This is a genomic window from Nibribacter koreensis, assembly GCF_039541795.1.
Lineage (GTDB): Bacteria > Bacteroidota > Bacteroidia > Cytophagales > Hymenobacteraceae > Nibribacter > Nibribacter koreensis.
Genome location: NZ_BAABGX010000003.1, coordinates 758,294 through 772,901, shown reverse-complemented (window position 1 = coordinate 772,901; position 14,608 = coordinate 758,294). Strand labels below are relative to the sequence as shown.

11 protein-coding genes are annotated in these 14,608 nt (G+C 51.9%); 9 read left to right on the top strand and 2 right to left on the bottom strand.

Annotated features, from left to right (window positions below; translation table 11 throughout):
- Nucleotides 1-300 precede the first annotated feature (300 nt).
- Complete coding sequence (locus ABD880_RS18660; RefSeq protein ID WP_345169618.1) at nt 301-657, top strand: Rieske (2Fe-2S) protein; 357 nt, start codon at nt 301-303, stop codon at nt 655-657.
- A gap of 110 nt (nt 658-767) precedes the next feature.
- Here ABD880_RS18660 and ABD880_RS18655 read toward each other — a convergent pair whose 3' ends face one another.
- Entirely contained in the window at nt 768-3,305 is a 2,538-nt protein-coding gene (locus ABD880_RS18655; protein WP_345169615.1) for a M14 family metallopeptidase, read from the bottom strand.
- A 310-nt stretch (nt 3,306-3,615) separates the two neighbouring features.
- Here ABD880_RS18655 and ABD880_RS18650 point away from each other — a divergent pair, with 310 nt between their 5' ends.
- The 8 genes from ABD880_RS18650 (at nt 3,616) to ABD880_RS18615 (ending at nt 12,917) form a co-directional block, all read left to right on the top strand.
- A complete protein-coding gene (locus ABD880_RS18650) occupies nt 3,616-4,416 on the top strand; it encodes a hypothetical protein (protein ID WP_345169612.1) in 801 nt (266 codons plus the stop codon).
- A gap of 223 nt (nt 4,417-4,639) precedes the next feature.
- Nucleotides 4,640-6,514, top strand: coding sequence for a CocE/NonD family hydrolase (locus ABD880_RS18645; protein ID WP_345169610.1), 1,875 nt, complete (start codon nt 4,640-4,642; stop codon nt 6,512-6,514).
- Nucleotides 6,515-6,729: 215 nt separating this feature from the next.
- Nucleotides 6,730-7,467 (top strand): hypothetical protein, encoded by a 738-nt coding sequence (locus ABD880_RS18640; protein WP_345169607.1) that lies wholly within the window; start codon nt 6,730-6,732, stop codon nt 7,465-7,467.
- Nucleotides 7,468-7,789: 322 nt separating this feature from the next.
- The gene (locus ABD880_RS18635) at nt 7,790-8,593 is read left to right on the top strand and encodes a hypothetical protein (protein ID WP_345169604.1); all 804 of its coding nucleotides are present in this window, start codon (nt 7,790-7,792) and stop codon (nt 8,591-8,593) included.
- Between the two features lie 108 nt (nt 8,594-8,701).
- Nucleotides 8,702-9,604, top strand: a complete 903-nt coding sequence (locus ABD880_RS18630; protein WP_345169602.1) for a hypothetical protein — start codon at nt 8,702-8,704, stop codon at nt 9,602-9,604.
- A gap of 28 nt (nt 9,605-9,632) precedes the next feature.
- Nucleotides 9,633-10,307, top strand: a complete 675-nt coding sequence (locus ABD880_RS18625) for a response regulator transcription factor (RefSeq protein WP_345169599.1) — start codon at nt 9,633-9,635, stop codon at nt 10,305-10,307.
- Between the two features lie 320 nt (nt 10,308-10,627).
- A complete protein-coding gene (locus tag ABD880_RS18620) occupies nt 10,628-11,944 on the top strand; it encodes a sensor histidine kinase (protein WP_345169597.1) in 1,317 nt (438 codons plus the stop codon).
- 112 nt (nt 11,945-12,056) lie between these two features.
- Nucleotides 12,057-12,917 carry an NAD(P)-dependent oxidoreductase gene (locus ABD880_RS18615; protein WP_345169594.1) on the top strand — a complete coding sequence of 287 codons (861 nt, stop codon included), beginning with the start codon at nt 12,057-12,059 and terminating at the stop codon, nt 12,915-12,917.
- 71 nt (nt 12,918-12,988) lie between these two features.
- Here ABD880_RS18615 and ABD880_RS18610 read toward each other — a convergent pair whose 3' ends face one another.
- Nucleotides 12,989-14,230 carry an aspartyl protease family protein gene (locus ABD880_RS18610; protein ID WP_345169591.1) on the bottom strand — a complete coding sequence of 414 codons (1,242 nt, stop codon included), beginning with the start codon at nt 14,228-14,230 and terminating at the stop codon, nt 12,989-12,991.
- Nucleotides 14,231-14,608 lie beyond the last annotated feature (378 nt).

Below are 14,608 nucleotides of genomic sequence, written 5' to 3'. Positions count from 1 at the left end.
GTGTAGCGCGTCTGGGCCCTGCATCTTTGTATCATCAATCAGGAACAAAGTCACTGAATTCCCTCTTCAAGGCTTGCTCACAGATTGGTTACTGGCTTATACAGTATAAAAAATTAAGGTTTTTAGAGTTTTGTTTGTTAGTTTGGTGTGAGGAGCCCGGATTCTGTCCGGGCTTATTCATTTTCCAGACTTTTTGATTTTCCCTCCTTCTTCCCCCTCATCTTTGCTCCATTTCCGTTTTTGGCCTCTTTTCTGTAAACTAGCCTAAAAACAAGTCCTGCCTTTGGGCGTACCCATTATATGGAATGGATTAAAATCTTTGACAGCGAGGCCAGCGCCAAGGCCACCATCCCCTTGACCAAAGCCAGAGCTGTAGTGGTGCAGGGCCAGGAAATCTGCGTAGCCCATACGGCCGCCGGCCTGTTTGCCGTAGACAACGTCTGTCCGCACCTAGGTGATGCCCTTAGTAGAGGCACGACTAACTACCTCAATGAAATCATCTGCCCCTGGCACAGCTACCGCTTCCATCTGCAAACCGGCCAGGAATGCCGCGGCCGCACCCAGCCCCTGAAGCGATATACCCTTGAGATTAGAGAAGACGGCGTCTACGTAGGAATGCCAGAGAAAGCCCCAGCCTTGGAACCGTTTTCGGACTAATTTGAGGAAAACAGGCCAAAAACGAATCCAAACAAAACGGCTCACCTAGCAGGGTGAGCCGTTTTGTTTGAGAAAATCTTGTGTCTTACATCTTGTGTCTTGCGTCTAAATTACTGGCCCACCATGAATACGGCATTCCCGAACATGAGCTTACCACCCTGCCAGAATCCCCTGAACAACGGGTTATCCAGCAAATAGACTACCTGTCCGCGGCCCATTTCCTGCACACCTAGCACAAGACCGTTCTCTAGCTTCTCTGACACGTTGGCGCCCACAAAGCCCGACGCCGAGGTAGGTTCTTTCACCACACCCACGTTCCAGCCGTCTTTCAAGAACTGGGGCAGGCTGTTGGTGCGCACCAAAGCGGTGTAGATGTTGCCATACCCGAAAGCCAGCGGATGCGTATTGTCCAGGGCTACCCTAAACACAGAACCCTGCACTTCTTCAGAGATAGACTCGCGCTCACGGTTGGCATATTTTTTCAAGTCTGCTTCTGTGGGTGCCTTTTTAGCCGAGGTAGAATCATTAGCTTTTTTCTTAAGGGAGAAGTCTGGCTTGTCTGCCAGGTAGTTGGCGGCATTCTCCAGGGCAATTAATCTGCCGCCGGCGCGTACCCAGTCTTTCACTTTGTTCAAGGTCTTCTCTTCCAGAATGCGGCCGTAATTACCGGTTGGTAAGATGAGCACGTCAAAATTATGCAAAGGCACGTTGGCAAAGTAGTCACCTCCCAACACGGTCACCGGGTAGCCTAGTTGCTGCTCAAAGAAATGCCAGGTCTCCCCAAAACCATAGGCAGAAACGCCTTCGCCGGTCAATAAGGCCACTTTTGGCGCTTTGATGTACCGTATCTTACTGGATCCGAAGTCTCCGCCGCTGGTCACAAACCCAGTGGTGCTAGAGGCTAGCTTGATGCCCAAAGAATCGGCGGCTTTGGTGACGCGCTGGTCAAAGGCCGCGCCCAATTTCTCATTGCCGGTTCTGGTGATGATGAGCGAGCCCGCCGCATAGGTTTCTTTGTTGAGCACAAACGGTACCTCTGAATAGCGCACGCGAATGTTGGCTTTCAAGAGGGTTGCTAAGAACTTCATGTCCTGCACGCCATTCCAGTGCGCCAGGTACGCATACGCTCCGCTGTTAACGGCATTGGTGACCGTGGTAGCGGGTTTGGCGTCCTTCATGCCTACTCTAGAGGTGAAGGCGGCGCCTTTCAAACCATAGGCATAGGGCAGAGACCAGGCCGTGATGTCATAGGTCACCGAATCTTCCAGCCTAGCGTTGGGATCAAACAATACGTTGAGCAAGGTAGACTTAGGCTGATAAGAACTGATGACCAAATCACCCGCCTCATATTTCACGCTTTCGGTTTTGCCGTTCTGGTAATTGAAGCCCTTGGCGCTTCCTGAGCTGCTGGCATAGCCGTACTTTATCTGCTGACGGTCCAAAAACTCGGTCAAGTCACGTAGGCGTCCTTCTTCGCCCTTCATCTTAAAGACGTAGCTACGGTAGGTGCCAAACGGCTTGGACTGCGCATCTGAGAAGAACTTTTTAAACTCCTTCACTACTTCCTCCTGGCGGTCAGACATGGCTTCTACCGTGGCCAAGCTGGCCGTGTAGTGGTGGGCAATGCGATCGCTTAAAGTCAGGCTGTCACCGTCAGATTTCTGAATGACTACGCCCGCTCTCCCAGATCCGCCCTGCTCATAGGTCATGGCAATAGCGCCTTGGTAGGTAGGCCAGGTATCTCCGTAGCTAGGGTAGAATAAATCAAAGCTCTCCCGCGTGAAATACAGCCAGTTGTTCTTGTCAAAGTACTTGCGATTGTACTCGCCCATCACATCCTGGAACTTGCGTTGCCACGGCGTAATGGCGTCATGATAGGGCTTCGCCGAAGGCGCAAAATAGTACGGGTTGTCTACGCCCTGCTCATGAAAGTCTGCGTGCAACTGGGGCATCCATTGGTTGTATTGCACGCCGCGTTGCTTAGACTCAATCTGCGTCTGCCAGGCCCAGTCGCGGTTCAGGTCAAAGTAATAATGGTTGGGACGTCCGCCCGGCCACGGCTCATAATGCTCCCAGGCCCACGGCGAGGCGTTGGGCTGTTGGTTGCGCGCGCGGTTGTACCACTGGGTGTAGCGCTCGCGGCCGTCTGGGTTCACGCAAGGGTCTAAGATGACCACGGTGTTCTCCAGCCATTTCTGGGTCTGCGCGTTGTTGGGGTCCAGCAAATCATGCATCACCTGCAAAACCGCCTCAGAGCTCACAGACTCGTTGCCGTGAATGTTGTAGCTCATCCAGACAATGGCCGGTTGTTTGCCGCCCGTAGCCTGTCCGGTCAGCAAGCCTGCGTTCTTTAGGTTGTTGGTGCGTATCTCTTCCAGGCGCTGCATGTTGGCTGGTGATGAGATGATGGCCAGCACCAAAGGCCGGTTCTCATATGTCTTGCCGTACGGTTGCACGCGCATCTTGGTAGGGTTACTAGCCGCCAGGTGGTTGGTATAGTCCAGCAAACGGCTGTGGTAGGTAAACTGGTCGCCTAGTTTGTAGCCCAGAAACTGCGCTGGGGTTTGCATGGCCTGGCCATTGCTAAGGTGAGCCCAGCATAGAAACAAGATGAGCAACCACCCATACTTGCTACGGAGATGTATCATAGTTTTGGAAAAGGAAGTGTAGAAAACGAGCAATAAAACAAAGCTCCAAAGTCCGAAAAATTAAGCAGACCGCCAACCGTCGTTTTTGGCCTGTTTTACGTAAAAGAGCCCAAAAACGACACACCCTGTTTAGGCGCATAAACCCGCCTGGTTCAAGGGCTCCTTACCAACAAGGCGGCAGTTCCTTAAAATAATTCCAGGGCCATTAGGGGAAACCAACCTACGGCTTGTCTACAAGTTGCAGGATGCCCGTATACAGGCTCGGGCACATCTTCTTAGTACGTATTCATTCACCACAAACCTATATACTATGAAATTAAACAAAGTACTTCTCTTGTTTTTGGCCACTGTCTCCATGTTGGCCTCCAGCTGTTCAGATGATGATGAAGACACAGACAATGGCGGACTGAAAGACTGCGTCCCTACCCTAGTCACCACTACTGAGGGGGGCGCTACCAACAAAACCACCATTGGTTACAACGGCGAGCGCCAAATTTCTTCTGTTATGATTGAAGGCGACGGCGCTTTGACGGGCACGGTGGCTTATAGCAACGGCAAGCCTTCTAAATTTACCGTCACTGAGAGCGAGCTAGGACCAGGTTCTATTGAATACACCTACAACAGCGGCGGCCAGTTAACCCAGATGAACCTCACCAGTTCCCTGTTTGGCAGCAGCCCCGTGATACGTTACACCCTAGAGTACAACGGTTCTGGACAGGTTTCTAAAATCATTACCTCCCAGGCCAACCCGTTTACCGGCAGCGGCTTGCAACAAACAGAGTACTCCACCTTTACCTATGACAGCAAGGGCAACATACAGAAAGAGTCTGTCTACACCGGCACAGGCGCCGGCGAACTGGATTACACCATTGATTACACTTATGACAACAATGTAAACCCAGCCAACGCCTTAGAAAAACTGATACGTGGCGTAAGCTCCCCTAACAACATCTTAACGGCCATCACCAAAGGAGCAGACGGCACCGTGTTCCAGGATGAGTCTTACAGCAATGTGTACAAGTACAACTCAGACAACTACCCTACAGAGTTTACCCAGACCATGCAAAGCGGTACGGTGTCAAATTCTAAAGTGACTTATGACTGTAAATAAACAAGTACAAACCGCGTAAAAGAAAAGCCCGCCACTATCCCAAGTGGCGGGCTTTTCTTTTACGCGGCCAAGGACATTTCACCAATTATCACTTGCAGGTAGGCAGCGTTTCAAAAAAAGCGCATCGTTTTTGGCCCATTTTCTGGAAAACAAGCCAAAAACGAAACTTGGTGTCCAGCGCAGAATTCTCTAATTTCAGGCACCCACACCAACAAACAAATCTATGAAACACACCCTTCGGCGCTCTCTGCTGCTGGTACTGCTGGTACTGAGCGGCATAGCCCAGGCGCAGACGCTGTCAGACTCTGCGTACATCAGAGAAAACTATAGCAAGACCGAGCACCAGGTTCCCATGCGGGACGGTACCAAGCTGTTCACGGTAGTGTATGCGCCCAAAGACAAAGGCCAGAAATACCCTATCATGATGAGCCGCACGCCCTACTCGGTGGGCCCGTATGGCGCTGACAAGTACAAGACCAGCATAGGCCCGTCCTCAGACATGCTACGCGAAGGCTATATTTTTGCCTACCAGGACGTGCGCGGCAAGTACATGAGCGAAGGCGAGTTTGTGAACATGGCCCCCATCAAAACTAAGAAAGGCAAGAAGGACTTTGACGAAAGCACAGACACCTATGACGCCATTGCCTGGCTGGTAAAGAACGTGCCCAACAACAACGGCCGCGTGGGCCAATGGGGCGTATCGTACCCAGGCTACTACACGAGCGTGGGTTTGGTCAACAGTCACCCAGCCTTGAAAGCCGCCTCACCGCAGGCCCCCGTCACCGACTGGTTCTGGGACGATTTCCACCATCACGGCGCTTTCTTCTTGCCGCACGCGTTTAACTTTTTGGCCAGCTTCGGGCAGCCGCGTCCGCAGCCCTCTCCTACCGGCGCGCCGCGTTTTAACCACGGCACGCCAGACGGCTATGACTTCTTCATGCGCATGGGTCCTTTAAGCAACGCCAATGATCTGTACCTTAAAAACCAAGTTTCCTTCTGGAACGACATCATTGAGCATCCCAACTATGATTCCTTCTGGCAGGCCATGAACATCCGTCCGCATTTACGCAACGTAAAGCCGGCCGTAATGGTAGTGGGTGGCTGGTTTGACGCCGAAAACCTCTTTGGCGTACTGGAGACCTACAAAACCATTGAGAAGCACAACCCCAAGACGTATAACACCCTGGTGATGGGCCCATGGTTCCACGGGGGCTGGTCACGGTCCAACGGGCAGACGCTGGGCAAGGTGTCTTTCTCTCAGAAGACCTCTGAATTCTACCGCCCAGAGATTGAGGCCAAATTCTTTAGACACTATTTGAAAGGCAGCGGCAAAGGACAACCGGCCCTGCCAGAAGCGTATATGTTTAACACCGGCGCCAACCAATGGCGCGAGTTTGCCGCCTGGCCACCCAAAAACACCCAAGAACGTTTCCTGTACTTTGGCCCGAATGGCAAGTTGAGCTTTGACAAACCAGCGGCTACCGGCACCGGCTTTGACGAGTTCATCTCTGACCCCAACAAACCGGTACCTTTCTCTGAGGAAACCACCGTGGGCATGACCCGTGAGTACATGACCGATGACCAGCGCTTCGCCGGACGGCGGCCAGATGTATTGGTGTACCAAACAGATGTATTGACCGAAGACATCACCCTGGCCGGAGATATTCTTTCTGCCCTCAACATCTCCACCACTGGCACAGACGCCGACTGGGTGGTAAAGCTGATTGACGTGTACCCAGACACCGCCGCCCAAAATCCGCATAACCCCGCTAGCGTAAAAATGGGCGGTTACCAGCAGATGGTGCGCAGTGAGGTGATGCGCGGACGGTTTAGAAACAGCTATGAGAAGCCAGAGCCGTTCACGCCTAACCAGGTGACGGCGGTAAATGTACCGTTGCAGGATGTGTTGCACACCTTCAAGAAAGGCCACCGCATTATGGTACAGGTCCAGAGCACGTGGTTCCCGCTGGTAGATAGAAACCCTCAGAAGTACGTGCCCAACATCTACAAGGCCACCGCTGAGGATTTCCAGAAGGCCACCCACCGCGTGTACTTCAGCCCGGCGCAGTCCTCTTATTTAAAAGTGAAAGTGCTGTAGATTTTCTTCATCTTCTTGTTTACAAGGCCGCTTTCTTTTAAAGAGAGCGGCTTTGTCGTTTTTGGGCTTATTCTGCCAAAACAAGCCAAAAACGCCGTATTCCACTGCATCAGAAAAAATATTTGAAAATTTTTTCAAGAAAAACACTTCTTCATCTTCTCTTCATCTTGACATAGTAGGTTTGAGCCAGTAATCATTTAAAACCCCTACACAAGATGAAAAAGATAACACTTGTAGCCGCCGCATTATTTGTAGCCGCCACCTCGTTTGCCCAGACTACTTCTACCACTACTGGTGCCACTCAGAACACCACGGTTAAGACCACGCACGGTTCAACGGTAAGCACTACCGCCAAGACGTCTGTTTCTGGCCAGGCCACGGTAGACGGCACCAACCACGGCCAGACCGTAAGCGAGGTAGCCAAAGCCAAGGAAGCCAAGATCAAGAAGGCTAAAGAAACTACCAAGGCCAAGCAAGAAGAGGCTAAAGCCAGACAAGAGGAAAGAAAGCAGGCCGCCGCTAAAGTTCAAGCCGAGACTGAGGTGAAAACCAAAGCTGAAATTGAAGCCGCCAAAGCCCGCAAAGAAGAGTTGAAGGCCCAGGAGAAAGCTACCCGCAAAGCCGCCGCCGAAACTCGCACCGAGGCCGAAGTGAAAGCTGACGCTGAAGTAAAAACCACCAAAGAAAAGCAAGACAACCACGGCCAGACCGTAAGCGCTACTGCTAAAACCACCACAGAAGCGGGTGTAGCCAAAGGCGAAGCCGTAAAAGCCGTGGCTAAGAAAGAAACCACCAAAGTAAAACGTTCTGCCCGCCGCACAGAGGCCGGCGCCAACGGTTCTGTGAAGGCCAAAGGCGCCTCTAGAGCCAACGCCAAGGCAGGTGTTTCTACCAATGTGATTCGTCCGGTAAAAGTGAATACCGCCACTACGCTTAAAGTAGGGAAACAATAACCCCCAATCCCCCGGTCACTGCCGCTCAGGTGGCAGTGACCATTTTTTTACCTTAACCAGCACCTTATCCTATGAGACTCTACCTAGCCTTGTTTATTATAATCAACAGCTTGTTGGTGACTTCTTTTCCGGCGTATGGTGCCCCCTTAACCATATTGCTTCTGCAAGAGGAACCAACCCAGCAGGCAAATCCTTTACCCCTGAGAGCGTAAACTTTCAGAATAATTAAAAAAATTTAGGGCCAGACAGAAATCTTCATGTTCTCTTCATCTTGCCCTGGTACTTTTGACCTACTAGTTCAACCCTACTGACCTTTACCCCCATGAAAAATTTGACCCTCATCCTCTTGGTGCTATTTACCGGAAACGCTACCTATGCCCAAGCCTCTTCTGACAAAACCGGCACTGCCAATCACGGCAAAACCGTAAGCACTGCGGCGCAGACCTCAGTGGCGGTAGAAGGTTCTGCAGAGACTACTGGCAAAGGAGAATATATCAGCACCCTGGCCCGTTCTAAAAAGGACGAAGCCAGCAAAGAAGCCAAAGAACTAGCCAAAGAGACCAAAGCCCAGGCCAAGCAAGAGATGCAAGCGCAGAAAGAAGCCGCCAAAGCCAAAACAGAAGAGCTTTCTGCCACTGAAGCCACCGCTGCCACCTCCCTACAAGCTTCCCAGTCCACTTCTCTGGAAGCCGGTGAGGTAACCACTGACGGGGCTGCCGGACTTTTTGCGTCTGCACAAGGCAAAGGCCAGGACAAAGCCAAAAGCGACAAGAAAGAAGTTGCCAAAGACAAGACCAAGAAAGATCAAGACACCCACGGCCAGAAAGTAAAAGCCGCCGCCCAAGGCGTAGCGGAAGGCACTGACAAAAAAGGGCAGGAAGTGAAGGAAGTGGCCAGCGCCAAGCGCCAGCAGAAACCAGAGAAGGTAGAAGCCGGTACTGAGGTTGACGTTGAAGTGAAGGCGCCTAAATCTGCCGCCCGCCCAGGTAGAGGAGCCGCCCGTGCCGTACAAGGCAGCACCAACGCCGCCACCAAAGCCGTAGGCAATGCCGCCAAAGCCGTGAAACCCGTGAAAGTGGGTGGCAAGGTAGGCGCTGGCGCGGTGATCAAAGTTGGCAAAAACTAAGTGAAGCATATCCCCCAATAACTTGTAGCATATCCCCCGCAAGTGCCCGTCGCTTCTGCCCTTGGCAGAGGCGACGGTTTTTTTAACTCATTAACCTGTACCATGCAGATGAAAAAATTGATTGGATTCTGTTTCCTGCTAGCCTTAGGGGCAAACGCCTTTGGGCAGACAAACAAAAACGGTTCTTCCACTTCTTCCTCACAAGCAGGGACAAGTGCCCCAGAGACTAAAAAAGGCTGGTGGACCCTTGGCCTGGAGAGTGCCAACAACGCCTCCTTCTACGGCCGCAACACTGCCATTCAATATCCATACATTGCCGGCTCCCTTACCTACACCCACAAAACGGGACTATATGCCTCTGTCATGTCTTATCAGTTGTTTGACACTGAGGATGTCATTGATGAGACGGATGTCTCCCTGGGCTATGCCTTTAAACTAGGCGAACGGTTTGACGGGTCGGTGAGCTATACGCGGTTTTTCTTCGGGAAGAACACGCCTTTGATCCAGGCGGTGACCTCTAATGCCGCCACCGCCTCTGGTAATTATGACTGGCAGATTCTGTACACGGGTCTTACCACCAGCTACGTGTTTGGCGGCAGCAATGACATCTTCACCGTCTTGGACAACTCGCGCTATATTGCCTTGGACCCGCTCTGGAAAGGAAAGTTCACTGTTGGTTTGGACCCTAAGGTGAGCGTGATTGCCGGTACCCAGGACTTCGCCGAAACCCATACCACCGTCACCCAGAACAAAAAGAAAGGCGGCACCGTGCTGGACCCAATCTTTGGCGGCGGCAACGGCAACAACGGCGGTACTACCACCACCACTACCACCACCACGTCCAAGCGCTTCAGGGTGCTGAACTACGCGGTGCGCGTGCCGCTGGTGGTAAACGTGGGCAACTTTGAGTTTGAGCCCGCCTACCGCTATGCCATCCCGGTGAACAAGGTAGAAGGCGATGAGTCCAAGCCGCAGTCTTTCTATTCCATGAACCTGAGCTACACGTTTTAAGCTTATCTTCGTCTAAAAGTATCTTGCCATGCACGTATTGATTGTTGAAGACGAGGCCGGCCTGGCCAATGAGCTGGTGCACTTTCTCACCAAAGAGCATTACACCTGTGACTGGGCGTCTAATGGCCACGAGGCCTCTGAGAAGATTGCCGTTAACCTCTATGATTTCATTCTGCTGGATCTGGGCCTGCCCGACTACGACGGCCTGGACCTGCTAGCCGAAACCAAGCGTCTGGACCATGAGCCCGCCATCATTGTGCTCACCGCCCGCGGTGCCTTGGAAGACCGCATCAAAGGCCTGGGCCTGGGAGCCGATGATTACCTGCCCAAGCCCTTCTCCTTGCTAGAATTGCAGGCACGCATGCAGGCCGTAGTACGCCGCAAGTTCAAGCTCAAAACGTCTGTCGTGGCATTCCAGGGGTTTGAACTGGACACCAGCTCCCGCAAGGTCACTTACAATGAACAGGAGATTCTGCTCACAAAAAAAGAGTTTGACCTGCTCCATTACCTGGTCCTGCACCGCAACCGCATCTTAACCAGACTACAACTCACGGAGCACATCTGGGGAAACATCCTGGAGGACGACTATGACTCCAACTATATAGACGTGCACATCAAAAACCTACGCAAGAAACTCTCTACCCACTCCCCTACTGACTGGCTGGAAACCGTCCGCGGCGTAGGCTACCGGCTCTCTGCCTAATGTGCTAATGCGTTAATGTGCTGATGTGCTAATTAATTTGAAGATGGGGAGATGTGAAGATTTGAAAATGGTTTTCTTATTTCAGCTACCATCTATTGGTATTGAAGGATGCATTGTAAGCCAGTCTGCCTACGCCCTTGTTGGTGTTATCACCAACAAGCCAGATAGCTTAATAAAGTTTCTCACTGCCTAATCCGTTTTTGCCCTATTTTCGCCAAAACAAGCCAAAAACAATTTTTCCAATAAGCCATTTTCAAATCTTCACATCTCCACGTTTACACATTAAAAAAATAGCACATTAACTCATTAGCACATTAAAAATGCGTCTCCAGTCAAAACTTGCGTTGTTCAGTGCGGCCTCTAAGGTGGTCATTCTGCTGGTGTTGATTGCGGCGTTACCTACGCTGGTGAACAAGGTGGCCTTGCACAACGCAGACGTGCGGCTACAACAGAAAGAGGCCATTGTGTACCAGCTTATTGAAGACCAGGGCATAGAAACCTACATTCCTGAAGGTACCACCAGCTACGGTAGCTATAACCTGCTCAAAGAAGAGTTTGTCTCTCTGGAGGAAATCAATGCAGACAAGGTCAACAACGGCATTGCCACCGCCCTGCGCAAAGTAGAAGGAGACATTGTAGAGTACCGCCTGCTGTCCAGCACCTTTGACCTGGGCGACAAGCGCTACCTGCTGGAGATTGGCCGCAGCACCGAGACGATTGGCGAGAACAGCCAGACCTTGCAGACCTACGCCCTCTTCTTCCTGGTGGCCGTGGTCTTGATTACGGTCTTCGTGGATCTGGCCTATAACAAGGTGCTGCTCAAGCCCCTTACCTTGATTGTGCGCCGGCTGCAGCGCGTGGAGCACCCCACCACCTTTAAACCGCACGGCCTCAACACTTCTACAGATGACTTTCTGTACCTCAACCACACTATCAATGACATGATGGGCCAGATACAGGAGGCGTTCCAGAAGGAGAAGGAGTTCATTGGCAACGTGTCACATGAGTTGTTAACGCCCATCTCCATCATGCAGAACCGGCTGGAGAACCTGCTCTCAGACCCAGAAACGCCAGAAAGCATGCTGGAGAAACTGGTAGACAACCTGCGTACCCTGCATCGGCTTAAAGGCATCATCCAGGCCTTGTTGTTGATCTCTAGAATTGAAAACGAGCAGTACCTCAAAGACGAGAGCGTGAGCCTGGAAGCCTTAGTGCGCGAAGTTTGCGAAGAGATTGCAGACCGCGCCGAGGTGAAGGAAGTCACCCTGGAAGTGCACATGCCCGTGGACTTCGTCCTGCCCAAGGCCAATCAGTCCTTGCTCTTCACCATGCTGTTCAACGTGGTCAACAACGCCATCAAGTACAACCAACCGGGCGGCTCCATCACCATTAGAGGTGAGTCAAAGCCTGAAGGTGGTTATGCACTGTGCGTGAAAGATACGGGCGTGGGTATCACGGAAGAACAACTCCCCTTCATCTTTAGCAGGTTCAAGCGGTTTCATGCGCCAGATGGCGAGAGCCACGGCCTGGGCCTGCCCATTGTCCAGACCATAGCAGGTTTCCATGACATTCTCTTGGACGTACAGTCTGAGCTGGGCAAAGGCACCAATTTCTGCTTTCTGTTTAAGGACGCCTAGCCTGTTTTTCGGCCCTTTTCCGGAAATCAGGCCAAAAACGGCTTCTCCTCTCTTTTGCCCATGTGCCGGGTAATTCCGTACCTTCATTCTAGCAACTAAGAACAGAGATAAAATGAAGATAGGATTTATAGGACTGGGCATCATGGGGAGCCGCATGGCCGCCAACTTACAAAAAGCCGGGCATGAGCTGGTGGTCTACAACCGCACCGCCGCCAAGGCAGACGACCTGGTAGCCAACGGCGCACACCTGGCCCAATCACCCGAGGAAGTAGGCCAGCAATGCCGTTTGGTGTTCACCATGCTCTCCACGCCAGACGCCGTTGAGGACGTGGCCACCGGTCCAGACGGTTTCCTGAAAGCCTTGCCTGGCAACTCGCTGTGGGTAGACTGCAGTACGGTCAATCCTTCATTCACAACGCGCATGGCACAAGTGGCCTTAAAGATGGGGCATAGGTTTGTAGACGCGCCCGTGTCTGGCTCTTTACTTCCTGCGCAAAACGGTCAGCTGATCTTTCTGGTAGGCGGTGAGGCAAAGGATATGGAAGAGATCAGGCCCTTGCTGGACGTGATGGGCAAAGCGGTGACGCACGTGGGCGGCCACGGCCAGGGCGCCAGCATGAAAATGACCGTGAACATGCTCATGGGGCATATCATGGCGGGTTTTGCTGAGGCACTGCGGCTGGGAACGTCCTTGGGCATCTCAGAAGAAATGCTTTGTCAGACCCTGCTCAGCGGACCGGCGGCGGCGCCCTTTCTCAAACTGAAGGAACAGAAACTACTCACCAAGGATTTTTCTGCTGAGTTTCCGCTGGAATGGATGCATAAGGATTTGTACCTAGCCAGCGTAACGGCCTATGAGCAGGGCGTGGCCTTGCCGGCTCTGCAAACCGTGAAAGAACTATATGCCCTAGCCAAACAAGGCGGGTACGCAGACCAGGACTTCTCCTCTATCTACGGCTTTCTTAACTCCTAACGTGCCTTCGTTTTTGGCTTGTTTTCCAGAAAACGGGCCAAAAACGATTTTTTTTGAAGCCAGCTGGCCGGCTAAATCACATCGTTCAGGTACATGGTGGTCTTGATGGTAGCGGCGTCTCTTCTTATTTCCAGCTTAATCTTGCGGCCGGGCTTGCTTTGAAAGGTATATAAAATCTGCTCCAGGGTTTTGGTGGCGCAATTGACTCCTTCTATGCTCAGGAGCGCGTCTCCGCGTTGCAGCCCTGCTTTGTGGCCGGCAGAATTGGGTAGCACATCAGAGACGGTAAAGTAATTAAGCCCGGGAATGGGTGTGATGATCTCCAGCCCGCTCAGGTTAAAGAAAAAGGGGTCGTTGTATTTGCTGTTCTGGGTTAGAAACATCTGGCTGTTCTGGTAGTCAAACACCACTTTAAAGCGTTGCAGGATGTCGGCGCCCAGGTTGCCGTTGCGGTTTTTGAGGTTGAGTGCGTGCTGTATGGAGATGGAGTCTGGGAAAGAGGCCGGCGGGCGCCTCAAGGTGAAGGTACCCAGCTGCAAGCTCTCCACTCTACCAATCCGGCCATGGATCTCGCCGTTCAACCCTCTGCCCAGGTACGCGTCTATGTTGGGCTGCGGCACTTTCATGACCGGGATGGATGGCAAATACAGCAACATGGTAGTGCTCAGGCCGCTGTCAATCACCAGACGCAAAGGATGCTTGACGCCGTCTGCGGTGGTAATCTGGGCATCTACGTAAGGCTTGGCGTTTTCAATGGTGAGCGGTAGTCTGCTGGCCTTTTTCAACCGCTTGTCTGGGTAGGTGCCGGGCTTGTACAGGGTCAGGATCTTATGCTTGTAGTCTATCTCTACTACAAAACTCTTGAACAACGTGTACCCAATGATGCCGTGTATCTCCACGCCCAACCTGGTAGACAGACTAAAGATGTTTTCCATGAGTACCAGCATCTGCTGGCCTTTGGCCTCAATGCCAGAGAAATGGATTCTATTGCCAGAAGAGTTCATGGCCTGGATGCTTTCGCCTTTGCCCAGGCCGCGCAAACTCAAGGGCCGCACGTTGTTGAGGATGATGGAGTCATCCCGGCCAATCTCTGTGAGCAGGGACGTCTCTACCCCGGTGTCCACCACAAAATTAAGGGGCTTGGAGTTGTTGATGTTCACCGGAATCACCACCAGGTTGTGCACCAGCTTAAACGGAATCTTAACGGAGGTCTTATGCGCCGGAAACTTGAATTCCTCTACCTCTACTTGCTGCGCAAACAGAAGCGGACTGGCTAGAACAAAGCACAAAGTCAGGAAATGACGCAATGGCATGGATAAAGACTCCTTAAGACTAAAAACCGGTACCAGTTGGTAGGTCTAGTAATATAATCATCTTCTACTGAATAACATACAACTATGGCTATATTTATGAATACTTAGCCCCATTTTTGCCCCTGACAAATCGGTTTTCCAGGCTCTACCGCCAGCCTACTGCAAGCAGAACCATGGCCTTGGCGTTTTGTTTTTGACCTGTTTTCTGGAAAATAAGCCAAAAACGAGGGTAGTAGCCCCAGTTTTTGGCCCGCGGTACTCATGCTGGTTGGCATAGTAGAAAGCGTCATCCTTCTGTAGCCGGTAAGAGGGTGAGAGCCGGAAATCCTTTGCGAATTGAAAAAGGCACCTGGCTGGTTTCTAAGGGTTTTCTGGGCA